A 20,608-nucleotide genomic window follows, 5' to 3' on the forward strand; every position below is an offset into this window, starting at 1 on the left:
ACTGTGCCGGTCGGCCGCGGCGGGTCGGCTGCGGGGGACAGCTTCGTGGGACAACTCATCGGAGCAGCGTGAGGACATGGCCTACGTGTGTGACGGGTTGGACTCCATCCGCACTGCCCTGTGCATGCAGGGCCCCGAGGGTGCCTTGCCGCGGCACACCTGGCCGCGCCCGCTGCGGCACTGGGCGAACGCCCGCGTCGTGCTCGATGGAGCAGGGGCCGCGGCGATAGTCAGCTGCACCGCCAGGGCCGAGGCCAGTAGGGTGGAGATCGTTTCAGCCGGAGGGCCGGCAGGGGTTCCGTGGAGATCATCTCCGGGGTGCCGGCGCTTCCCATGGATGACCAGTTGGGGTCAGGTTTGGCGCCGCCTCGCCTCGTACCGCATTCCGCCCCGGCCGGATCGATGATCACCGGAGTCACCAGGGGGAGTCCGCAGTATGACCGGCACCAGGGAGGCCCTTGACGGGTCGGCTGCAGTCGACGATGGAGCACGGAGCGTCACGCGCCCGTTCTACGTGTACGCCGTGCTCGCCAACGCCCTGTTCCAGCGCGGCGTGTTCGTCCTCTTCCTGCAGCAACGGGGCTTCTCCGCAGGGCAAGTGGCCCTGCTCCAGACGCTGCTCTACCTGGTCAGCGGACTTGCGGAGTTGCCGACGGGAATCATCGCCGACCGAATCGGCCGGCGTGCCAGCATCGTGATCGGCCAGGTGCTGATAGCCGGATGTCTGCTCGGTCAGGTGACGTCCACCCACTACTGGGTGTTCCTGACGCTGTTCATCGGGCAGGGCGTGGGCATGGCATGCGTATCCGGTTCGGACACCGCCCTGCTGTACGACCTGCTCGTGCGTCGTGGTGCAACGGCCGGCTACGTCAAGATCAGATCTCGGTTCACCATGCTCGGGACGGTCACCTCGGGAGTCGCCATCGTCCTCGGCGGCCAACTGCAGCAGATCTCCTGGGGAATCGTCTACGCCGGGCCGGCGGCCTGCCTCGTCCTGGCCGTGGTGGTGCTGACCTCGCGGGTGCCCGAGATCCGCGGCGCGGACGCGGTGGACGAGCGGGACGGAGCCAAGGAGGGGCACGGCGACGCCACGGCATGGAGGGCCGTGCTCCGGGTCGCCACGCCAGCACTCGTGACGCTCGTCGTGGTGTCCGGATTGATGCATGCGACGTTGACGCCGTACATCATTTTCACGCAGAAGACCCTCTCCGATCAGGGAGCGGGCACCGCATGGGTCAGCGTGGTCATATCGGCGGGATTCTTCGCCGGCGGGCTGACTCCCCTGCTGTCGGACCGCGCGGACCGGCGCGTCGGCTACCGGGTCATCGTCCCGGTGTCTCTCCTGGCTCTCGCCGTGGCGCTCGGCCTGAGCGGCCTCGGCCTCGTCTGGGTCACCATCGCCGCGTTCCTGGTCCTGGTCGGAGTCCCTGAGATCACCGCCGTGATCGTGGACAACGTGTTCAACGAGGCGGTGCCGTCGCGCCACCGGGCGAGCCTGCTGTCGATGATCGCATGCGTGGAGTCGGCGCTCATCGGCATCGGCTACCTCGTCCTCGGCACGCTCATGGACGGGCTGGGCTCCAGTGCGGGCATGGCCACCTACGCCGCGGTCCCCCTGCTGGCATGCCTCCTGTGGCTCCCGGTGCTCTTCCGGGGAGCACGGATGACCACCGAGATCGAGAAGCCCGCCGACCGGAAGGCGTCCTGAAACAGGCCGGAGGGCCGGTGATACGGCCAGGCCGGCTCCACGCCGGCATCGCGTTCCGCACCGCCGTGCTAGCCCTCGCGCCCCGAGCGGCGGGCACGGAGGTGGCCTCCGGCGGGCGCCGAGCGGATCGTTCGCCGAGCGGATCGTCTGCGGGGCGTCATGCGACCGTCAGGACCTCGTCGACGGGGCGGCGGGGGGTGTCCGGTCCTTGCGGGCCGTAGCCGAGGCGCAGGACCATCTGGACGTGGCCCATGGCCTCGGCGGGGTCGCGGACCGTCCACCGCAGCTCCCGCCACTCCAGGGGCTGGGAGGTCATCGACGTCGCGAGGCCGTCGGCGGTTGCCTGGAGGAGGACGCGCTCCAGCGCCTGGCCGGCCCGCAGCCAGTCGACCCGCGTGTCCGTCGAGGTGCCGAGCAGGGCGAGCTGAGGGCGCTTCTCGAACACGGCCCAGGGGCGGTCCGGCGTGGGCCGGTCGCGTCCGAAGTCGCGTACGGGGGAGGGCCTTCCGGAGCTGCGCGGACCGAAGGCGGCGGCGGGAATGCCGTCGTGGCGCGTGCCGGTCGTGGGCTGCGCGGAGGTCCAGGCAGAGGTCTCCGCGCGGACGAGCGGGTCGGTCTCCTCCCGGTGCTCGGCGTCGCGCACCAGCCCGAGCACGGTCTCCAGGTGCCAGTCGCCCGGAAGGGTCAGCCGGCAGCCCTCCAGACGGGCGGCGCTCCTCAGGCCGTCCATGACGGCGTCCGGCACCGGCTCGTCGCTGAACGGGAAGCGGCTGGTGTGCCGGCGGCCGAGAGCGTCGTGCAGGGCCGCCAGCTCGTCGTCCTCGCCGGAGGGGCCGTCGATGACCGCCTCGGCCAGCAGCCACGGTCGCGCGTCGTCGGGCAGCAGCCGCACGCGCGCCCGCAGGCCGCGGTGGACCGCGGACACGCGCAGGTTGAACAGGGCTGCCGCACAACCGACGTGCAGAGCGCGGTGGTCAGGGTCGCTACGCGTCATGGCGCGTTCCGGATCACCGTGCAGCTCGACGGTGCCGCTGTCGGAGCGGTACACGAACTTCCACGGCTGGGCGTTGTGCATGGACGGGGCGGTGACGGCGTCACCGACGAGCTGGGCGACGGTCTCGGTGGTGATGCGGGGTGCGGTCACGGGACTGGTCCTGTCTGTGGGGTCTCCGCGGTGGGGTTCAGTCGTGGGGGCTCAGTCGTGTGCCACGACGGCGACCGGTGAGGTGGCGTGGTGCATCACCGCGTGGGTGACGGGGCCGATACGGGGGCCGAGCGCCGAGCGGCGGATGCGCCGTCCGACCACGACGAGTGCCGCGCCGGATGCGGCGTCCAGGATCTGGAGGGCGGGCTTCCCGATGACCGCGCGCGCATCGACGGCGAGTCGCGGGTACTTCTGCTCCCAGGGACTCAGCAGGGTGCGGAGGCCGCCCTGGAGGCCGTCGGACGCATCCCCGGTGGCACCGGAGCCGAGACCGGGACCGGGAGCGTGGGAGAAGCCGGGCGGGAGCGACCAGCCGTGGACGACGACGAGCGGGCAGTCCCGCCGTTCCGCCTCCTCGCAGGCGAAGGCGAGGAGCCGGTCGCAGTCGCTGCGCACGTCCACGCCGAGGACCACCGGCCCGGCGTCGTCCACGTGCGCGGCCGGGCGGTGCGAGCCGTCGACGGAGGCGGAGCGTACGAGGACCACGGGGGTGTCGGTCTCGGGGATCGTCGCCGAGCCGGTCGAGCCCATGAGGAATCCGGCGAGGGAGCCGCGACCACGCGAGCCGAGAACGAGCAGGTCCGCGTCCGCCGCGGCCGAGGCCAGGGCCGAAGCCGCCGCGACGCCCTCCGTGCCGCGGGTACTGATCTCGAGCGCGGGGTGCTCGCGCAGCAGCCGGTTCCGGGTGAGCGAAAGGAGGTCCTTCGCCCACTGACGGCGCGGTTCGGGGAGCGGAACGGCGAAGGGTCCGTACTGCGCCCAGTCCTCGGCGTGGACGAGTTCCAGGCCGGCGCCGCGCAGGTCGGCCTCGTGGGCCGCCCAGTCGGCTGCGGCGCTGCCGACGTCCGTTCCGTCCAGACCCACGGTGATCCGGTTCGACATGGCGTTCCTCCTGGGCCGTGATGGCCGACTGTTCCAGACTCCGCCGGTGGCAGGGTTCCGGGGAAGGGCCGACTGGTCCCATCGGGGACCGATCGGCTCCGTCACGGGCTGCGGCCCGGGCACGGCAGGGTGGTGCCGCTGAACGTCCCCGGACCGACAACGACGTCGTCCGTCACTCGTGGGCGACGACGGCCACGGGAGCGGCCGCGTGGTGCAGGACCGCGTGAGTCACCGCGCCCAGGTGCGCGCCGAGGGGGGAGCGGTGCGCACGGCGGCCCACGACGAGCAGTCCGGCACCCCGGGAAGCCCGGACGAGATGATCGCCCGCGCGCCATGCCAGGGCCACGCGCGCGGAGGCGTCGATCGTCGTGGAGGGCGGCGTCGTCACCGTGCTGGTGACGGACAACGGAGTGGGCCTGCCCGAGGGAGGCCCGCGCAGTGGGCTGCGCAATCTCGCCGAGCCCGCCGAACGGCTCGGCGGCCGCATGGAGGTCACCTCGCGCGGCGCACAGGAGCCGGGCACGCGTCTCGAGTGGTGGGTGCCGCTCGCCGCGCCGCCGCCGTGACCACAGCCGTCGGCGGCCCGCCTGCCTGCCCACCCGCCCTGCCCGCCCGGCCCTGCCTGCCCGGCCCGGCACACGAGCGTCCAGGGTCACCGTGGCGGACCGGACGATCCGGAACCTGTCCGCCCGGCCGCCCTCGCGGACGGCCCCGCACCGTCGTGCCCCTGGTCGTGCCCCTGGTCGTGGACCTGAGCCGCGATGACTGCTGCCTGGACCCTCCGTTCGACTCCCAGCTTGCCCAGCAGCCGGGAGATGTGGTTCTTGACGGTCTTCTCCGAGAGGTAGAGCTGTGTGGCGATCTGCCGGTTGGTGAGGCCGTCACCGATCAGTCCGAGGACGGCGCGCTCCCGTTCGGAGAGGGCGGCCAGGCGAGTGTCCTCGGGCGTCTTGGAGGCATCCGGGTCGCGCAGGGAGTGCATCAGGCGGGCGGTCGTCGCCGGGTCGAGCATCGACTGCCCGGTGGCGACCGTCCGGACGGCGGAGACCAGGTCCGTCCCCTTGATCTGCTTCAGTACGTACCCGGCCGCCCCTGCCATGATCGCGTCCAGCAGGGCGTCCTCGTCGTCGAAGGACGTCAGCATCAGGCAGGCCAGGTCGGGCAACCGGGAGCGCAGCTCCCGGCACACCGTGATCCCGTCACCGTCGGGCAGCCGGACGTCGAGGACCGCGACGTCGGGGCGCAGCGCAGGTCCGCGGGCCAGGGCCTGGTCCGCCGTGCCCGCCTCGCCCACGACGGTGATGTCCGCCTCGGCGTCGAGCAGGTCCCGCAGCCCCCGCCGGACCACCTCGTGATCGTCGAGCAGGAACACCTTGATGGGCGCCTGCGCGGAGGCGCTCGGTACGTCGGACATGGTCGCCGCCTGATCCGCATGACGTCGCGTGAGCATGCTTCCCTCCGCATTGTCCCAGGAGGGTGACAGGTGCACCCGGCGAGCCGGGGAGGGGGCGAGCGGCCCGGTCGGCCGCGTGCACGAGCCGCGTGCACGAGCCGCAGCGTCGACGCGGCCGTGGAGGCCGCCGCCCGCTGCTCCGGCGGGCCGGACCGGCCCTCGTCGGGCGGCGGCTCCCGGCGACGGGGACCGGCCGGGCCCTCCGGGAAGGGACCTTCGGCCCTGTCCGGAGGGCCTGCCGGACCTTCCCGGACGGGCGCGGCACCGGATGGACTGGGGGCGCACGGGAAGGGTGCGACTCCACGGAGCCGCACGCAGCGCGGAGGCCGCCATGACGACTGCTTTGATCGACCTGAGGACCGTGGCCCGGGACGACCGCGGCCTGCGCGTCGCCCTGGCCGGAGAGCTCGACTTCTACACGGCCGGGCAGCTGGGGCCGCGCCTGTGCGAACTCGCGGGATCCGGGCACCGGAACCTCGTGCTGGACCTGCGCGGCCTCTCCTTCTGCGACAGTGCGGGCATCGACCTCCTGACCCGGCTGGACGGTCACTGCCGTGCGGCGGGGACGCGGCTCCTCCTGTGCGACGTGCCATCCCGGGTGGTCCAGTCCATCCGGGTGCTCGGTGCCGACCGCGACCTGAGGCTCGTCGTCTCGTGAGCGCCGAGCCGATCGGGTCCGCGCCCCGGCAGGGGACCTTGTGGCCCTGGTCCCACCGGTGGATCAAGAGGAGGGCGGAGAGGCCGGAAAACGTGATGACCGAGCGGGGCCGGACGAAGGTACGCATCATGGACCAGGAAGGCATACGGCGTCCCGCCGGGCGCACCGGCGGCACCGCGGCCGCCCGGCACATGCGGGAGCTGGACACGGCGGAGGCCCTCGGGCTCCTCGCCACGGTGTCGCTGGGGCGCATCGTCTTCACGCGGCACGCGCTGCCCGCCGTCCGGCCGGTGAACCACCGCGTCGAGGGCGAGGACATCATCATCCGGATCCCCGAAGGCGGGGCGCCCGCCTCATGGGCGGCGCCCGGCGACGCGCCCGCCGACGCGCCCGGCGTGGTGGTGGCGTACGAGGCGGACGTCATCGACCCCGAGACCCACCTCGGCTGGAGCGTCGTCGTCACCGGCTACGCCCGACCGGTCGACGGCGCGCAGGATGCCGACCGGTACGCCGGCCTCCTGCGCCCCTGGGCGGCACCACAGACGACCAGCGCCCTGCGGATCCGCCCGGACCTCGTCACGGGTTTCCGGCTGGAGGCCGTACCCCCGTCGCCCGCCCCGGCGATCTGCGGCTGACCCCGACCCAGACCCCGCCCCCGATCCCCACTCAGACCCCGACCCAGACCCTGCCCCCGCCCCGTACCCCGGCGTGGGCAGGGCCGAGCGGTCCCTTCGGTGCTTTCAGCGGTTCCGCCGACTGTGGCGCACGAGGAGGAAGATGAGAAGGGCGAGCCCCGCCGAGAGCACGGGGGTCCACTTGGATCCCGCCGCGTGCGCCGCTTGATAGGCCCTCTCGCGGACGGCGTCAGGGGTCTTGTCGGCTGCGAGGTGTCCGGCGCGGGATGCGCTGTCGCGGACGTGCGCCGCGGTGTCGCGGACGTGCGCCGCGGTGTGGGTTGCCGTGCTCAGGAGAGGCTCGGGCGTCTTGCTCTTCGCCAGCTCCGTCGCGTGGCCGGCCTTTTCACGGACCTGGGCGCCGGCCTGCCTGGCCCTGGCGATGGTGTGCTCCTTGAGCTCGGCGGTCTTCTCCTTGGCCGTGGTCCTGCCGTCGGCTGACGGGTCTCCGGCTGGGCCGGGTGCGCCCTGCGTGCGCTCCTTCTCCGGCGGATCTCCAGCGGGGGAAGAGGGCTCGTTACCGTCGTGCTGGCTGGTCATCGGTGTACTTCTCCATCCCGGCCGTGGCGGCCGCGGCGTCGTTGCTGGTGCGCTCGGGCACGTCCGCGTGCCGGCGGTCGAAGGCCCCCTGCTGTGATCATCGCGCGGCGGGCGGCCGGATTCCCGGCGCCGAGCTGGTGCTCTACTCCACTCGGGTGCAGCACGACGCACGACGAGCCCTCCGGCCCGTGCGCGATTCGGTTCACTTGTCCAGTTCGGCTCAGCTCAGTTCGGCTCGGTTCAGTTCCGCGGCGGAAAGAGAGGCCCTAGCGGGCCGAGATCGAGACGGACGAGATCGATGTCGGCGATGGCCAGCACGACCGCCGGTCTTGCCTGCCGCCATCTCTTTCACCTCCCACGCCCCTGCCGGGGCACGGTCGTACACAAGCAGGCCCGTCCGCGGGTCCGCGGGGCGCGGTCGGGCAGGTGGCTCAGTCGGCGCGGTGGGCCTTGTGGGGAGTTGCCCGCAGCTGCACCGTCGCGGGGAGCAGGGTCTGGCCGGTGGATCGGCGGGCGCGTTCCAACGCGCCGTCGCCCAGCGCCTGGAGGACCGGGCCGGGCTCGCCGTCGGGGGTGAGGGTGAGGTCGAGGTGGGCTTCCGGATGCTTGGCCGAACCGTCCATCCGTGCCCGGACCTTGTGGACGCCGGGCTGTTGTCCGGCGTCGGCGGCCAGAGCGTCGCTGAGGACGCGCTCGCGCAGTTCCACACCGTCCACGGCGGGTGGTCCCCCCACGGGGATGTGGCCCGGGTGCGTGCGGCGCAGTTGCGCCAGCAGCCACCACAGGGCGAGCAGCACGACGACGGCCAGAACGGCGATGACGGTGGGCCACCACCAACCTTCGTCCATCCAGCGGGTGCGATCGGCGTCGGAGAGCAGGACCGCTTGGGGAATGCTCAGGCGCCAGCCCTCGGGTGGTGTCACCCGCCAGCGCCGGTACAGGTCGAAGCCGCCCGCCAGGATCAGGATGCCTGCGCCGAGCAGGACGATGCCTGTCAGGGCCAGCAGGACGCGGTTGACTGCGGATTTCCTCTTCATGGGATCCGTTTCCTGTCTTTCGCTGCTCGGCCGTGCCATGTCGGCGAGCGGTCACTTCCGGCGTGGGCGTACGTGCACGGCGAGCCCGGGAGGGCGGGCGAGGGCAAGCCGGTCGATCTCCTCGCGCAGAGCGACCAGGAGATCGGCCTTGACGTCGGCGGGGGAACGGAAACGCACGTCCGCCCGTGCGCGGGCACGGTGTCGGGAGACCCGGATCCTGGCCGCGCTGACCCCGGGGACACGCAGGGCGGCGTCCCGCAGACGGAGTTCCGCGGCCTCGCGGTCCAGCACGCCGCGCGTCCGCGCGTCGGGGGAGGCGAGGGGCAACTGGTGCCGCAGGCCAGGGGTGAGGGCGAGGACGAGGAGCCAGAGTCCGAGGAGGCCCATGACGACCGCCCCGATCCGTATCCAGGTGTCATCCAGCGGGCGCGTGGCCAGTTCGTCGGCCAGGTCCGTGCGCCATGCCGCGGTGGCCCGGCCCGTACGGGCCCTGACGATGTCGAACAGGAGGATCCCCGCCACGGCCCCGATGAGCAGGGCGGTCACCGCGGCGGGTATCCGGCGTGCGGACCACGGGCGCCCGACGGGCGGTCGTGGACCGGGCGAAGGCTCCTGTGCCGGCTGTCCCACCGTGCGGGAGGTGGCCTCGTCGGTCGCGCCGGCCTGCTCCGTCCCGGCCGGTGGGTCTTGGTCCCGTTTCATACCGGCTCTCCTTCCCGGTGTGCCTGCGGGCGGTTCACTGCACGCGTCGGCCTGCCGGGCCGCCGGAGGGAACCAGGTGCTCGATGGCGAGGGTGACTTCCGTGACGCGCATCCCGGTCAGACGGGCGACCCGCTCGCTGACGTACTCCTGCACCTGGCGGGAGGCGCCGGCGAGGTCGATCGGGTAGGGCAGGTCCAGCGTCAGTGCCAGACGGGCCGTGCCGCTCCCGACGGTGACCGAGGCGTTCGGAGCGCCCAGCTTCGTGTGAACGTCTGACGTGTCCGGGTTCGTCGCCAGAGCCTCCCGCGCGGCGCGGGCCGCGATGCGGGCCACCACCTTGACCGGGATCACTGTGGCGCCGCGTTCCGCGGCCGGCAGGACCGGCCGGGTGGCTGCTGCTCCGCCGGGGGAGGCAGCGGCGGGCTGCGAGGTCACTGCCGGTTCCGGGAGCGCGTGAGGTCGGAGAGGTCCAGGTCACCCTGCAGCACGCGGCCGATGATCAGGCCCAGCAGGCCCAGGAAGGCCACCAGCAGGAACGCCCAGAAGCCGCCGAAGAATGCGGCGAAGCCCAGGGCCATGCCGGCGAGCAGGCCCGTCGTTGCTGCGCTCATCTCACTCACCTTGATTTCACGTCGTTCGCTTCTCGGCCCGACGGCGGGACGCCGCGGGCTGGGAGGGGTCACTGCACGCGGCCCTCGCCCTCGTCGTCGTCCTCCTCGTCGGGCAGGTGGACGTCGTCGACGGTGATGTTCACTTCGACGACTTCCAGACCCGTCATGCGTTCCACGGCCGTGATGACGCTGGTGCGGACGTCGGCGGCGATGTCCACGATGGCGACGCCGTACTCCACGACCACGTCGAGATCGACGGCGGCCTGCCGCTCGCCCACCTCGACCTTCACGCCGCGCCCCACGTTGGTGCGCCCGCCGGGGACCTTGTCCGTCACCGCTCCGAGCGTGCGGGCCATGCCCGAGCCGAGGCTGTGGATGCCCGGCACCTCACGGGTGGCCATTCCCACGATCTTTTCGACGACGCTGTCGGCGATGGTCGTCCGGCCCCGCGTCTCGGGATCCGTCCCGGCGCCGGTGTGGCCCGTGAGGGCCTTGCCCGCAGGGCGCGGGCCGCTCCCGCCCGCGATGGGGTTGATGGTGTCCGACATGAGGATCTCCCCAGGGTGTCCGTTCGGGCGCCGGTGCGGTGCCCTCATGCTTTAGACACACCGCGGCGGTATTCCTCACCGGGCTCGTGCGACGCACGCCGCATACCATCGAGGAGTGCGTACGCGGGCCGCGACGACCGTCTCCGGCAGAAAGCGAGCGGCGGATGCGCAATCGGACCAGACCCGCCCCGCCCCGGTACGGCGGCGAGGCCCTCCCGCTGCGGCCGGCACCACGGCCGGCGCCGCGGCCGATCGCCGACGTCGCCGCGGACCGGGACGCCGCCGGTCGCCTGGACGACGGTGTCCTGGCGGTACGGGCTTCCGAAGGCGACGAGGAAGCTTTCGCCGTACTGGTCCGCCGGCACGGTGGCCGCCTGCTCGCCCTCGCCCAGCGCCTGCTCGGCAACAGCGCGGACGCCGAGGACGCCGTCCAGGACTCCTTCCTCAGCGCCTGGAGGAGGCTGCCGGAATTCCACCACGGCGCCTCGTTCGGCACCTGGATGTACCGCATCGTCACGAACCGCTGCCTCAACACGTTGCGTCAGCGGCCCCGCCCTCTGCCCCTGGACGTCGTCCCCGAACCCGCTGCCGTGGATGCGGACAGCTCACCGCCCAGGGTCGCCGAATCGGACGCGGCGGGGGCCGCGCTGGCGCGAGCGCTCCTGGAACTGCGCCCCGAGCTGCGCGCGTGCTGGGTCCTGCGCGAACTGCACGGCCTGCACTACGAAGAGATCGCCCACGTGGTGGGCAGCAGCGAACAGGCGGTGCGCGGCAGACTCTTTCGCGCACGACGCGCTCTGATGGAGGCGATGCGCCCATGGCGCTAGACGACCCGCACCCCACCTTCCACGACGAGCCCGAGAGCGTGGGCGCCACGAGGGCGCGGGCGCCCCGGATCCCCGACGCCGAGCCGCCGGCCGCCGCGGAACCGCTGCCCTGTGGCCGCTCCCTCGGCCACGCCTGGGACCGGGCCCGCGACCCCGCCGGTGCGGCGGACCCGCACGGCGTCAGCTGCCCGTACTGCCTGGAGGCCGTCCGAGGGCTGGCCGCCCTGGACCGGGCCACTCGTGCGCTGCGCGCCGAGGAACAGCCCGACGGCCACCGCCTCGCCAACCGCGTCATCAACGCGGTACGGGCCGAGGTACGCCTGGGGGCCATGCTCTGGCTCGACGATCCCGATCGCAATCTGCGCATCGCCGAGACCGCCGCTGCCAAAGTGCTGCGCCGGGCCGCCGACACCGTCCCCGGCGCCCGCGCTGCCAGCTGCCGCCTGATCCCGGTGCGCGAGGGGCTCCCCGTCCACGTCGTCGCCATCACGGTGGCGGCCGCGCTCGACCAGCCGTTGCGGGAACGGGCCGAGAAGGTGCGCCAGGCCGTCTTCTACGCGGCTGAGCACTCCCTCGGTCTCACCGTCACCGCCGTCGACCTGGAAATCAACGCCGTACTGGAACCCCTCCGTGGGCCGCGCGCCGAGCGGTTCGAGCTGAGCGACCGATGAACGCCTCCCACCGCGAGTACATCCAGCAGGCGGCGGCCGAGGCGGCCCTCGGAGCTTCCGGTGTGGCCGCGCTCCAGCCCGCGCTCGCCGACCGGCTGGCTCTCGCGGCCTCCCGCGCCGTGACGGCGGGAACCACCGCGCACGGCGCGGCGGCCGGCATCCGCTGCCGGCACACCCCGGAAGGCGGATGGCACGTGGAGGTGCGCTGCGTCCTGCACGCCGACCGTCGCCTCGTCGACGTCGCCCGACAGGTGCGCGAGGCCGTGCGGACCGGGGTCACCGCCTGCCTGACCCAGCAGGGCGCGAGCGTTCCCGTCACCGTCCTGGTCACCGTCACCCGCACCGTGTGAACCGACGGCTCGCACGCCCCGCGCACGTGGTCCCCGTCCGGGGCGGGGGAGGAACACGGGCGAGCCGCCGGAAACGGCGGACAATGGGGTCATGGCAGACCACGCCGGCCCGACGACCGCGGCGACGCCGCACGACGCCACGCCGCAGAACACCACGCCGTACGACGCCACGCTGTACGAGGCGACGTACTACGCGGGGAACGCCGTCACGTTGCCGCCCGACCCGTGGGACGCGGGCGGGGAGGCCGTCGCGTACTCGCTCGCCTACCTGGGCCTGAGCCGACTCGGATCCCTGCGGGCCCCGAGCTCGCCGGCCGACCCCGACGACCTGTTCCGGCAAGAGCTGCGCCGGGTCACGACCGTCACCGTGTGGGAGTCCAGGCCGGACAGCCGCCGCGGCGAGCGGGGCAGGACCTGGCAGGACTACAGCGCCGACACCGCGGACTTGGGGGCCTGGGCCGCGAAGGCCGCGTACGTGCGCGTCTGGGAGCACACGGCGGACGGTCCGGCGGACGCGGACGTCCTCCGGCACGACGGTGCGGCGATCGCGATCGCGATCGTGGAGTGAGCGGAGGACGCCCTCCACGCGCCGCGCGGCTTCTCCGGGACGCGGGCGCGCGTCGGACGGGCCCGGACCGGGGTCAGGACTGTGGCACGGTGTTCACGAAGTGGGTACCGGCGCTGTAGAAGCCGTCCACCGTTTTCTGGACATCGGCCTGGGAGAGGGCCTCATCGGCCTTGTAGTAGAACCAGTTGACCTTCACGTCCCAGGCGCGCGGACCACCCGTGAAGGGGAGGTCGATGAACCAGTTGCTGAAGTGAACGTCCATCTTCTCGCGCGGGACGTACGTGCCGGAGCTCGTGAACACCTCCTTGCCGTCCAGGGAGTAGGTGACCTTTCCGTTCACGGCGGTGACCAGCAGGACGTGCCACCCCTCGAGGTGCTGCTTTAGCGTGTGGCTGACCCGGTCCGGCGGATCGGCCTTGTACCAGGTGACGGTGTCGAGCCGCGGGCCCACCGAACCCCAGCCGCCGTTCGGCAGGTACTCGTAGTCGAGTTCGCTGTAGTCGGGCGAGGAGTCCGAGGGGGAGATCGGAAAGAAGGTCTGGACGACGTGGTCGCCGTTGCGGCCGGTCGTGGGCTTGTCGCTGAAATGGACCCGAGCGGCGAAGGTCCCCGTGAAGAGGTTCTTGCCGGTGCTCTGCACCTCGGCCTGCTGGGTGCCCTGCTTCGTGCCGTCGGTGGAGGAACGCAGTTGCAGGGCCGTGCCCCCCTGCGCGGTCGGGTCGGAGGGGAAGCCGACGCCGCCGGCGGACCAGGTGTCCTTGATCCCCGGGCCGCCCCCGCCGGTCCGGACCTCCCAGCCGTGGGCGGTGAGCGCGGGGTCTTCGGGGCCGCTGTAGCGGAAGGCGTCGAACAGGGTTCCCGGCGGTCCGGACGGGGTCGGCGACGCGCTGGGGGCGGTCGCGGCGGCATCGTCACCGGGGCCGGCGGGGCCGCCGGAACACGCGGCGAGCACGCACAGCAGGGCGGGCAGGGTGAGCGCGATCCACGCGCGGCGACGAGAGGTGCGGCGGGGCTGGCTCACACGGGCTCCTGGGGGCGTAGAGGCGGTGCCTGCACACGCCTTGCACGGGGATCGACGACGGGTCGGACGAGGGGGTCATCCTAGGGTGCGGGCTGACCTGCACGAACGCCGAGGCGGACTTCGCACCCCCGGCGACCGTACTGGCGCGTCTACTGGCCGGTACTGCCGATCTGGGTCTCGATCCGAGAACAACATCTGCGCGGATCGGCTAAATCCAGACATCGAGACCATGTTGATTCAGGCCAGTGCATTAGCGTGCGCCCTGCTGTCCCCCGGTCTTCGTGCCGTGCACTGAAAGGCCTCGCAAGGTGCGCCCAGTCATCACTCCCGTCTCCCGTGAATCGGCCCACCAGGCGTCGCCTGACGTGTCCGGATCGAACTTCGAGGAGCCTGCTCCAGCCCCGGTGTTCGTCGACCAGTCGGGTCTGCGCGGGCGTCTGCTGCGAGGCCTCGGCTGGCCGGTTTCCGTCATCGGCGCGATCCTGGCGGTCGCCATGGGCAGCAGCCTGATCGGTGTGCAGGCGGACGCCCCGGCGATGGGCGTACCCGCGCAGCCTTCGTGGCCGGCCGCGCCGTCGCCCACGCCGTCGGCCACGTCGTCCTCGCCCCGGACGGCCGCGCGGTCCGCGACGCCCCAGACGAAGAACTCGGCCGCCGCGTCGAAACCCGCGACCACCGCGTCGAAGCCCGGGGCCACCGCATCGAGGCCCGCGGCCACCGCGTCGAAGACCGCGACCGCCGTGTCGAAGCCGGCGGCCGCCACGCCGCACGGGGCGTCGCCTTCGGGCCAACCGGCCAAGCGCCGCTGAACTTCCGCACCACCCATCTCCAGGAGCGTCATTGTCCCGCCACCAGCGCCGCCGGCAGTCCCTGTCGAGGCCGCGCCGACTGGCCGCCCCGCCGCTGCGCTTCTTCATGCCGCTGTCGCTGCTGGCCTGCCTGCTCGCGCTCCTCGTCCTGCGCGGCCTCGCCACCAACGAGGCGTTCCACGACTCCCGGATCGCGATCTCGGTCGACAAGGACACCGTGCCCCAGAGCCTGCTCAAGGGTGGCCCGGTCATCGACGCGCGGGGCGCCAAGAACGCGCACCCCGTGAGCTATCACATCCCCGACCGCACCGTCGTGCTGAGCTTCGACGACGGTCCCTCGCCGGAGTGGACGCCGAAGATTCTCAAGGTGCTCGCGGACCGCGACATCCGTGCCGACTTCTTCGTGACCGGCGCGATGACCACGCGCAACCCGGAGCTGATCCGGCAGATCGTCGCGGGCGGCCACGAACTCGGCGTGCACACCTTCACGCACCCCGACCTCGTGTACCAGTCCCACGCCCGGATCAGCTGGGAGCTGGCGCAGACGCAGCTGGCCCTGGCCGGTGTCGCGGGTGTCCACAGCGCGCTGTTCCGGCCGCCGTACTCCTCCGACGCCTCCGCGATGGACGACTGGAACTACCCGGTGGTCAAGTACGTGGGCGCGCGCGGCTACCTCACCGCGTTCATCGACCGCGACACCGACGACTGGAAGCGTCCCGGCGTCGAGGAGATCGTCAAGGCGGCGATGCCCTCCAAGCCCGGTGCGGGCGAGCTGATCCTGCTGCACGACGCGGGTGGCGACCGCACCCAGACCATCACCGCGCTCGGGCAGATCATCGACAAGCTGCAGGCCCAGGGCTACCGCTTCACCACCATCTCCGAGGCACTGGGCGCCCCCAGCGCCACCGTGCCGGTGCACGGTCTCCAGCTGTGGGCGGGCAAGGGATTCATCTGGGCCACGCACGTCGCCGTGCTCACCCTGCCGGTGCTGGTCTGGCTGCTGGCCCTCGTCGGCTTCCTCAACTTCGGCCGGTTCGCGCTGATGCTCGTTCTCGCACCGATCCACGCCCGCCGCTCCAAGCGGCGGGACATCTGGGGGCGGCCCGTCACCGAGCCGGTCACCGTACTGGTCCCGGCCTACAACGAGCGCGAGTGCATCGCCAACACCCTCAACTCCCTGGCCGCCTGCGACCACCCGATCGAGGTGATCGTCATCGACGACGGCTCCACGGACGGCACCGCGGACATCGTCGAGGCGATGGACCTGCCGTTCGTACGGCTGATCCGCAAGGTCAACGGCGGCAAGTCCAGCGCGCTCAACACCGGCATCGCGGCCGCCTCGTACGACATCGTCGTGATGATGGACGGCGACACCGTCTTCGAGCCGTCCACCGTGCGCGAGCTGGTCCAGCCCTTCGGCGACCCGGCGATCGGCGCGGTCGCGGGCAATGCCAAGGTCGGCAACCGCGACAGCCTCATCGGCGCCTGGCAGCACATCGAGTACGTCCTCGGCCACAATCTGGACCGCCGGATGTACGACATGCTGGGAGTCATCCCGACCATCCCCGGCGCGGTCGGCGCCTTCCGCAAGGAGGCCCTGCGAGGCGCCGGCGGGATGAGTGACGACACCCTCGCCGAGGACACCGACATCACCATCGCGGTGCTCTGCGACGGCTGGCGGATCGTCTACGCCGAGCACGCCCGCGCCTGGACCGAGGCACCCGCCAGCCTCCAGCAGCTCTGGTCCCAGCGCTACCGCTGGAGCTACGGCAGCATGCAGGCGATGTGGAAGCACCGCGGCTCCGTGACCTCCCGCGGCCCGGCCGGGCGCTTCGGCCGGATCGGGCTGCCGCTCGTCGTGCTGTTCGGGGTGGTCGCCCCGATGCTGGCGCCGCTGGTCGACATGTTCCTGCTCTACGGCGTGCTGTTCGGGGACGCCCCGGTCACCCTCACCAGCTGGGGCGGCTTCATCCTGCTCCAGGGCGCACTGTCCTGGTACGCCTTCCGGCTGGACCGCGAGAAGCCGTGGCACCTGATCAGCCTGCCGATCCAGCAACTGGTCTACCGGCAGCTGATGTACATCGTCCTGTTGCAGTCCGCGATCACGGCGATGACCGGTGGCCGACTGCGCTGGCAGAAGCTCCGGCGCACCGGCGAGGTAGCCGTACCCGTGGAGGCCCGACCGTGACCGCATCCATCGAGCTCGGGCGCGGTCACGACACCGTCCAGTTGAGAGTTCCCGCCGCTCTGCGACAGGGGGCGGAGCCGGAGCCGGAGACGGCACCGGAACCGGAGGCACCGGCCGCGCGCACGGGCGGCCGGGACCGCTACCTGGACCTGCTGCGCGCGCTGGCGCTGGTCCGCGTGGTGATCTACCACAACTTCGGCTGGTTCTGGCTTCCCCTGGCCTTCCCTTCGATGGGCGTGATGTTCGCGCTGGCCGGCTCGCTGATGACCCGCTCGCTCAGCCGTCCCGCTCTCGGCGTGATCCGCGGCCGACTGCGCCGGCTGCTGCCGCCCATGTGGCTGTTCGGCGCCGTCGTGGTCACCCTCCAGATCCTCGACGGCTGGGGCCCCGACTCCGAGGGCCACCCCACCTGGTGGTGGGCCAAGCTGGCGTTCTGGATCCTGCCGCTGAGCACCCCGCCGTACGCGGACGAACTGGCCGGCTTCCACCATCATGTGGAGCACAGCTGGGCCGCGCAGATCACCGTCCCGCTCTGGTACCTCCGGGCCTACCTCTGGTACGTCCTGCTCTCACCGCTGATGCTCCGGGCACTGCGACGATGGCCGAAGCTGACGCTGTCCGCGCCCCTGGCGGTGGTGATCGTCATGAACGGGTTCTTCGCCGACCAGGAGTTCGTCTACAGCCGGGTCTGGGAGACCGCCAACGACTTCGCCACGTTCGGCGCCTGCTGGATCCTCGGCATGGCCCATCAGGAGGGGCTGCTCAAGAAGATCCCGCAGTACGTACTGCCGTCCATCGCGCCCCTGATCATGGTGGCCGGCCTCTGGTACCTGCAGACCCGGCCGGTCGATCCGGGCGAACCGACCGACATCGAGTCCTGGCCGATCGCCCAGGCCCTGTGGTCCCTCGGCTTCGTCGCCCTCCTGCTGCACGTCAGCCCGTCCTGGGAGCGGTGGCCCAAGCCACTGGAACGCTGGAACGGCCTGGTCAGCCTGCTCAACGGACGCGCGGTCAGCGTCTACCTCTGGCACGAGGCCGCGCTGGTGGTCGCCGTCCCGCTGATCGACCCCCTGTGGACCGTCCACTTCTTCTACCGGAACTTCCAGTGGCTGCTGGCCAGCTCCTGGTTCACCCTGCTGGTGGCCATCGTGCTGCTCGGCCTGCTGGTGCTGGCCTTCGGGTGGGTCGAGGACGTGGCCGCCAAGCGCTCGCCGCGGCTCTTCCCGTACCCGCGCCGCCAACGGGGCAGGCGCCGGGCCGCCGTCTGACTCCGGGCCGCGGCGCATGCGGGGCCGGTGGGCGTAGGGGAGGACGGCCTATCGCTTGCGGCGCCGGGAGATGCGGGAGCGGTGTCCGGACGGGGCGGGCGGGGCGAGGGCGAGCGTCACCGTGATGTGCGCCCCTCCGAGCGGCCCGCGGGTGATGCGCATCGTGCCGCCCGTTGCGCTCGCGGCCCGTTGCGCGATGTCGAGGCCCAGCCCCGTGGAAGCGGTGCTGCTCCCCCGGGAGAGCGCCCGGTCCGGTTCCGGGATGCCCGGTCCGCCGTCCTCCACGACCAGCTCCACGGCCTGGGCCGTGCGGACGACGCGGACGCCGAACGGGGTCCCGGCGGGGGTGTGGCGGAAGACGTTCCCGATCAGCGCGTCCACCACCGCGGCGACGTCGTCGTCGGAGAGGCCGACGGCCGCCGGCTCCTGTGTGAGGTCGAGGGAGCAGGACCGGTTCTGCTGCGCCGCCAGGACCGTCCAGAAGGCGGTCCGGCGCCGGACGACTTCGGCCGCCTCGCAGCGGGGGCCGGACGGCCTCGCCCCGCCTGCCGGCCGCCCCGCGGCCGGTTCCGCACCGAGCATGCCCTGGCCCATGGGGCCCACGGCCAGCGGAGTGCGCGCCGTGGCGATGATGGACTGGAGTTCCGCCTCCAGCTCACCGACCGCCGCCTCGACCCTGGCCGACTCCGGTGTGCCGGCCATGCGTTCCGAGGCCAGGTGCAGGGCGGTCAGAGGGGTCCGCAGCCGGTGGGAGAGGTCGGCGACGAGTTCGCGTTCGACGGCGAGCAGCTCGTTCATCCGGTGGGCCATCGCATTGAAGGCGACGCCCGCGTCCCGCAACTCCCTGGGGCCCATGGGGTCCACACGGGTGTCCAGGTCGCCCTGGCCGAGCGCGCGCGACGCCTGTGCGAGCCGCTTCGAGGAGCGGACGACCTTCGAGCCGAGGCGGTCGGCGACCAGGACGGAACCGGCGATCAGCCCCACGGCGAGGAAGAGCATCACCGCCCACGACTCCTTCACCCCGCGGGTGAGTTCCGCCTCGGGCACGAAGTTCTCGATGACGGCGACCTCGTCGCCCGGCAGCACCACCGGCTGCAGGCAGATCCAGCCGCCCGGTACCTCCTGCGAGATCGACTCGCGTCCCCGCTGCGCCCGTTCGAGCAGGGCCGCGGGGGCCTTGGACGTGCCCAGGGCTCCCGCCCCCGGCAGATGGACGACCAGGTGCTCCGCCGCGTCCAGACTCGCCGCGGACTCCCGCAGGGCGTCCGGATCCGTGGTCAGGGTGAGGACCGGTGCCAGGGCGGCGGCGCGCTGTTCGGCGGCGGTGACGCCCTGCTCCTTGACCAGCGACATCACCAGGGCGGCCAGCGGGATGAGGAAGGAGAGGGCGACCATGGAGGTCACGGCGAGCGCCACGCCGGCCAGTGAGCGTCTCAACGCGGTGCCACCAGCTTTATTCCGACCCCGCGGACGGTCAGCAAGTAGCGCGGGGCCGCCGCGCGTTCGCCGAGCTTGCGGCGCAGGGACGACAGGTGCACGTCGACCGTCTGGTCGTCCACGTACGGCTCGCGCCAGACCTCGGTCAGCAGGCGCCGTTTGGAGACGACCTGACCCGTGTGGTGGGCGAGGAACGCCAGCAGGTCGAACTCCCGGCGGGTGAGGCGCAGCTCCCGTCCGGCCAGGTACGCGGTGCGCGCGCCCGGGTCCACCGACAGCTCGCCCACGGTGGTGGGGCGCAGCGGTTCGGCGGCCGACGCGACCGCCGCCCCGGCGGCGACCCCGCCGGCGGGGGGCGCGCTGCTGGTGCGGCGCAGGACGGCGGAGAGGCGGGCGAGGAGCTGCCCGCCGGAGAAGGGTTTGACCAGGTAGTCGTCGGCGCCCGCGTTCAGGAGGTTGATGATCTCCGCCTCGTCGTCGCGGGCGGTCGCCACCAGCACGGGTACGGAGGAGATTCCGCGGATCATGCGCAGGGCGTCCCCTCCGTCGAGATCGGGCAGCCCCAGGTCGAGGACCACCGCGTCGACGGGTGACTGCGTGACCTCCCGCAACGCGCCGAACCCGTCGGCCGCGCTGCGTACGGCATACCCGTGCTCCGCCAGGACCTCGATCAGTGACTGGCGGATGCTGGGGTCGTCTTCCACGACCAGGACGCTCGGCATGCGGACACCTTAGGGGCTCGGCCGGGGCGGGCTGCGGACAGGTCACCACCTCGGGGCGCACGGGGTGGGGGGCCCGTGTCGTGGGGCGTCGAACTCCGCCTGCGCGCCGGGGCCCGCCCCGTACGCCCGCTACGGGGCGACGAACGTCGGGCCGTCGTCCGTGACGCGCAGGCGTACGGGGTGGTCGGACACCGGGATGGTGCAGCCGTCGCGCGTGCTGCAGCTCGCGTAGCCGAGCAGTACCGTCGCCTCCCCGTTCCCCGAGGCGCGGACGGCCAGCGTCGTGGTGACCGGTCCGTCCGGGTAGACGGGGACGGGGGCGTCGACCCCGGGAACCTCGATCGACCGTACCTCCGCGGCGGCCCGCAGCTTGCCCTCCGCCCCCAGGGCGCCGGTGACGGCCACCGTGGTCGGCCGGCCCACGCCCTCGATGCCGGTGGGTGGCACATCGGTGCTGTAGAGGTGGAATCCCTTGGCCTCGGGCGTGAAGACCACGGTGAGGGTTCCCTGGGAGGCGTGCCAGTCGGACAGCGAGAGCGCGACGGTGACCCCGTTCTCGGAGAACCGCGTCGTGGACGCGGGGCCGGGGCCGCCGGACGCCCCGGCGGGTGCCCCGCCGCAGGCCACGAGCGCGGCCAGTGGGACGAGGGCGGCCGCGATGCGGGCCCGCCGGGAGCGGCCCACCTGTGGGGAAACGTTCATGTGTGTGCCTTTGCGTCGCGAGTGGTG

The 20,608-nt window shown here is 72.5% G+C and carries 24 protein-coding genes and 1 pseudogene; 10 read left to right on the top strand and 15 right to left on the bottom strand.

Going from position 1 to position 20,608, the window contains the following annotated elements:
* Positions 1-436 precede the first annotated feature (436 nt).
* Positions 437-1,708, top strand: a complete 1,272-nt coding sequence (locus ACWF9Z_RS32470; protein ID WP_453608297.1) for an MFS transporter — start codon at positions 437-439, stop codon at positions 1,706-1,708.
* Between the two features lie 157 nt (positions 1,709-1,865).
* Here the strand turns inward: ACWF9Z_RS32470 and ACWF9Z_RS32475 are convergent, their stop codons facing one another.
* From ACWF9Z_RS32475 to ACWF9Z_RS32485, 3 genes and pseudogenes are all read right to left on the bottom strand, one after another.
* Positions 1,866-2,852 carry an Acg family FMN-binding oxidoreductase gene (locus ACWF9Z_RS32475; RefSeq protein WP_453608300.1) on the bottom strand — a complete coding sequence of 329 codons (987 nt, stop codon included), beginning with the start codon at positions 2,850-2,852 and terminating at the stop codon, positions 1,866-1,868.
* Between the two features lie 51 nt (positions 2,853-2,903).
* The gene (locus tag ACWF9Z_RS32480; RefSeq protein ID WP_453608304.1) at positions 2,904-3,794 is read right to left on the bottom strand and encodes a universal stress protein; all 891 of its coding nucleotides are present in this window, start codon (positions 3,792-3,794) and stop codon (positions 2,904-2,906) included.
* 172 nt (positions 3,795-3,966) lie between these two features.
* A pseudogene (locus tag ACWF9Z_RS32485) lies at positions 3,967-4,119 on the bottom strand (universal stress protein); the annotation flags it as partial.
* Positions 4,120-4,189: 70 nt separating this feature from the next.
* On the opposite strand from ACWF9Z_RS32485, the gene ACWF9Z_RS32490 reads away from it, so the two are divergent.
* Positions 4,190-4,360, top strand: coding sequence for a hypothetical protein (locus tag ACWF9Z_RS32490; protein ID WP_453608307.1), 171 nt, complete (start codon positions 4,190-4,192; stop codon positions 4,358-4,360).
* An 86-nt stretch (positions 4,361-4,446) separates the two neighbouring features.
* Here ACWF9Z_RS32490 and ACWF9Z_RS32495 read toward each other — a convergent pair whose 3' ends face one another.
* Positions 4,447-5,208, bottom strand: a complete 762-nt coding sequence (locus tag ACWF9Z_RS32495; protein WP_453608309.1) for a response regulator — start codon at positions 5,206-5,208, stop codon at positions 4,447-4,449.
* Between the two features lie 370 nt (positions 5,209-5,578).
* On the opposite strand from ACWF9Z_RS32495, the gene ACWF9Z_RS32500 reads away from it, so the two are divergent.
* A complete protein-coding gene (locus ACWF9Z_RS32500; protein WP_453608312.1) occupies positions 5,579-5,905 on the top strand; it encodes an STAS domain-containing protein in 327 nt (108 codons plus the stop codon).
* 128 nt (positions 5,906-6,033) lie between these two features.
* Complete coding sequence (locus ACWF9Z_RS32505; protein ID WP_453608315.1) at positions 6,034-6,540, top strand: pyridoxamine 5'-phosphate oxidase family protein; 507 nt, start codon at positions 6,034-6,036, stop codon at positions 6,538-6,540.
* A 105-nt stretch (positions 6,541-6,645) separates the two neighbouring features.
* Here the strand turns inward: ACWF9Z_RS32505 and ACWF9Z_RS32510 are convergent, their stop codons facing one another.
* The 6 genes from ACWF9Z_RS32510 to ACWF9Z_RS32535 form a co-directional block, all read right to left on the bottom strand.
* Positions 6,646-7,119, bottom strand: coding sequence for a DUF3618 domain-containing protein (locus tag ACWF9Z_RS32510; RefSeq protein WP_453608318.1), 474 nt, complete (start codon positions 7,117-7,119; stop codon positions 6,646-6,648).
* A 431-nt stretch (positions 7,120-7,550) separates the two neighbouring features.
* Positions 7,551-8,156 (bottom strand): alkaline shock response membrane anchor protein AmaP, encoded by a 606-nt coding sequence (locus tag ACWF9Z_RS32515; RefSeq protein WP_453608321.1) that lies wholly within the window; start codon positions 8,154-8,156, stop codon positions 7,551-7,553.
* 51 nt (positions 8,157-8,207) lie between these two features.
* Positions 8,208-8,858, bottom strand: coding sequence for a DUF6286 domain-containing protein (locus ACWF9Z_RS32520; RefSeq protein WP_453608323.1), 651 nt, complete (start codon positions 8,856-8,858; stop codon positions 8,208-8,210).
* Between the two features lie 34 nt (positions 8,859-8,892).
* On the bottom strand, positions 8,893-9,294 hold the full coding sequence (locus ACWF9Z_RS32525) for an Asp23/Gls24 family envelope stress response protein (RefSeq protein WP_453608325.1): 402 nt from the start codon (positions 9,292-9,294) through the stop codon (positions 8,893-8,895).
* Positions 9,291-9,470: a hypothetical protein gene (locus ACWF9Z_RS32530; protein WP_453608328.1), complete on the bottom strand. Its 180-nt coding sequence runs from the start codon at positions 9,468-9,470 to the stop codon at positions 9,291-9,293. Before ACWF9Z_RS32530 ends, ACWF9Z_RS32525 begins: the two co-directional genes overlap by 4 nt.
* 68 nt (positions 9,471-9,538) lie before the next feature.
* The gene (locus tag ACWF9Z_RS32535; RefSeq protein WP_453608331.1) at positions 9,539-10,018 is read right to left on the bottom strand and encodes an Asp23/Gls24 family envelope stress response protein; all 480 of its coding nucleotides are present in this window, start codon (positions 10,016-10,018) and stop codon (positions 9,539-9,541) included.
* 164 nt (positions 10,019-10,182) lie between these two features.
* Between ACWF9Z_RS32535 and ACWF9Z_RS32540 the strand changes: the two genes are divergently transcribed.
* The 4 genes from ACWF9Z_RS32540 (at position 10,183) to ACWF9Z_RS32555 (ending at position 12,434) form a co-directional block, all read left to right on the top strand.
* Complete coding sequence (locus ACWF9Z_RS32540) at positions 10,183-10,845, top strand: RNA polymerase sigma factor (protein WP_453608334.1); 663 nt, start codon at positions 10,183-10,185, stop codon at positions 10,843-10,845.
* Positions 10,836-11,516 carry a hypothetical protein gene (locus ACWF9Z_RS32545; RefSeq protein WP_453608337.1) on the top strand — a complete coding sequence of 227 codons (681 nt, stop codon included), beginning with the start codon at positions 10,836-10,838 and terminating at the stop codon, positions 11,514-11,516. Before ACWF9Z_RS32540 ends, ACWF9Z_RS32545 begins: the two co-directional genes overlap by 10 nt.
* Complete coding sequence (locus ACWF9Z_RS32550; RefSeq protein WP_453608340.1) at positions 11,513-11,866, top strand: hypothetical protein; 354 nt, start codon at positions 11,513-11,515, stop codon at positions 11,864-11,866. Before ACWF9Z_RS32545 ends, ACWF9Z_RS32550 begins: the two co-directional genes overlap by 4 nt.
* A 91-nt stretch (positions 11,867-11,957) precedes the next feature.
* Positions 11,958-12,434 carry a hypothetical protein gene (locus tag ACWF9Z_RS32555; protein WP_453608344.1) on the top strand — a complete coding sequence of 159 codons (477 nt, stop codon included), beginning with the start codon at positions 11,958-11,960 and terminating at the stop codon, positions 12,432-12,434.
* A gap of 73 nt (positions 12,435-12,507) precedes the next feature.
* On the opposite strand, the gene ACWF9Z_RS32560 is transcribed toward ACWF9Z_RS32555, so the two are convergent.
* Together ACWF9Z_RS32560 and ACWF9Z_RS32565 are read right to left on the bottom strand one after the other, a co-directional pair.
* The gene (locus tag ACWF9Z_RS32560; protein WP_453608346.1) at positions 12,508-13,455 is read right to left on the bottom strand and encodes a glycoside hydrolase family 16 protein; all 948 of its coding nucleotides are present in this window, start codon (positions 13,453-13,455) and stop codon (positions 12,508-12,510) included.
* Positions 13,456-13,705: 250 nt separating this feature from the next.
* Entirely contained in the window at positions 13,706-14,296 is a 591-nt protein-coding gene (locus ACWF9Z_RS32565; protein ID WP_453608349.1) for a hypothetical protein, read from the bottom strand.
* A gap of 74 nt (positions 14,297-14,370) precedes the next feature.
* On the opposite strand from ACWF9Z_RS32565, the gene ACWF9Z_RS32570 reads away from it, so the two are divergent.
* Together ACWF9Z_RS32570 and ACWF9Z_RS32575 are read left to right on the top strand one after the other, a co-directional pair.
* Positions 14,371-16,452 (top strand): bifunctional polysaccharide deacetylase/glycosyltransferase family 2 protein, encoded by a 2,082-nt coding sequence (locus ACWF9Z_RS32570; protein ID WP_453608391.1) that lies wholly within the window; start codon positions 14,371-14,373, stop codon positions 16,450-16,452.
* A complete protein-coding gene (locus tag ACWF9Z_RS32575; protein ID WP_453608352.1) occupies positions 16,449-17,720 on the top strand; it encodes an acyltransferase family protein in 1,272 nt (423 codons plus the stop codon). Before ACWF9Z_RS32570 ends, ACWF9Z_RS32575 begins: the two co-directional genes overlap by 4 nt.
* A gap of 48 nt (positions 17,721-17,768) precedes the next feature.
* Here the strand turns inward: ACWF9Z_RS32575 and ACWF9Z_RS32580 are convergent, their stop codons facing one another.
* From ACWF9Z_RS32580 to ACWF9Z_RS32590, 3 genes are all read right to left on the bottom strand, one after another.
* Entirely contained in the window at positions 17,769-19,157 is a 1,389-nt protein-coding gene (locus ACWF9Z_RS32580; RefSeq protein WP_453608355.1) for an ATP-binding protein, read from the bottom strand.
* Positions 19,154-19,879 (bottom strand): response regulator transcription factor, encoded by a 726-nt coding sequence (locus ACWF9Z_RS32585; protein ID WP_453608358.1) that lies wholly within the window; start codon positions 19,877-19,879, stop codon positions 19,154-19,156. Before ACWF9Z_RS32585 ends, ACWF9Z_RS32580 begins: the two co-directional genes overlap by 4 nt.
* A gap of 129 nt (positions 19,880-20,008) precedes the next feature.
* On the bottom strand, positions 20,009-20,581 hold the full coding sequence (locus ACWF9Z_RS32590) for a hypothetical protein (protein WP_453608361.1): 573 nt from the start codon (positions 20,579-20,581) through the stop codon (positions 20,009-20,011).
* Positions 20,582-20,608: the final 27 nt, after the last annotated feature.

The sequence above is a fragment of the Streptomyces sp. NPDC054961 genome (assembly GCF_053609145.1).

Bases quoted from the DNA above. Each gene is read 5' to 3' on its own strand.
- ACWF9Z_RS32585 (WP_453608358.1), bottom strand. From the start codon at position 19,879: ATGCCGAGCGTCCTGGTCGTGGAAGACGACCCCAGCATCCGCCAGTCA.
- ACWF9Z_RS32570 (WP_453608391.1), top strand. From the start codon at position 14,371: ATGCCGCTGTCGCTGCTGGCCTGCCTGCTCGCGCTCCTCGTCCTGCGC.
- ACWF9Z_RS32550 (WP_453608340.1), top strand. From the start codon at position 11,513: ATGAACGCCTCCCACCGCGAGTACATCCAGCAGGCGGCGGCCGAGGCG.
- ACWF9Z_RS32535 (WP_453608331.1), bottom strand. From the start codon at position 10,018: ATGTCGGACACCATCAACCCCATCGCGGGCGGGAGCGGCCCGCGCCCT.
- ACWF9Z_RS32480 (WP_453608304.1), bottom strand. From the start codon at position 3,794: ATGTCGAACCGGATCACCGTGGGTCTGGACGGAACGGACGTCGGCAGC.
- ACWF9Z_RS32515 (WP_453608321.1), bottom strand. From the start codon at position 8,156: ATGAAGAGGAAATCCGCAGTCAACCGCGTCCTGCTGGCCCTGACAGGC.
- ACWF9Z_RS32470 (WP_453608297.1), top strand. From the start codon at position 437: ATGACCGGCACCAGGGAGGCCCTTGACGGGTCGGCTGCAGTCGACGAT.
- ACWF9Z_RS32540 (WP_453608334.1), top strand. From the start codon at position 10,183: ATGCGCAATCGGACCAGACCCGCCCCGCCCCGGTACGGCGGCGAGGCC.
- ACWF9Z_RS32505 (WP_453608315.1), top strand. From the start codon at position 6,034: ATGGACCAGGAAGGCATACGGCGTCCCGCCGGGCGCACCGGCGGCACC.
- ACWF9Z_RS32545 (WP_453608337.1), top strand. From the start codon at position 10,836: ATGGCGCTAGACGACCCGCACCCCACCTTCCACGACGAGCCCGAGAGC.
- ACWF9Z_RS32500 (WP_453608312.1), top strand. From the start codon at position 5,579: ATGACGACTGCTTTGATCGACCTGAGGACCGTGGCCCGGGACGACCGC.
- ACWF9Z_RS32590 (WP_453608361.1), bottom strand. From the start codon at position 20,581: ATGAACGTTTCCCCACAGGTGGGCCGCTCCCGGCGGGCCCGCATCGCG.
- ACWF9Z_RS32495 (WP_453608309.1), bottom strand. From the start codon at position 5,208: ATGTCCGACGTACCGAGCGCCTCCGCGCAGGCGCCCATCAAGGTGTTC.
- ACWF9Z_RS32520 (WP_453608323.1), bottom strand. From the start codon at position 8,858: ATGAAACGGGACCAAGACCCACCGGCCGGGACGGAGCAGGCCGGCGCG.
- ACWF9Z_RS32555 (WP_453608344.1), top strand. From the start codon at position 11,958: ATGGCAGACCACGCCGGCCCGACGACCGCGGCGACGCCGCACGACGCC.
- ACWF9Z_RS32565 (WP_453608349.1), bottom strand. From the start codon at position 14,296: ATGACGCTCCTGGAGATGGGTGGTGCGGAAGTTCAGCGGCGCTTGGCC.
- ACWF9Z_RS32530 (WP_453608328.1), bottom strand. From the start codon at position 9,470: ATGAGCGCAGCAACGACGGGCCTGCTCGCCGGCATGGCCCTGGGCTTC.
- ACWF9Z_RS32510 (WP_453608318.1), bottom strand. From the start codon at position 7,119: ATGACCAGCCAGCACGACGGTAACGAGCCCTCTTCCCCCGCTGGAGAT.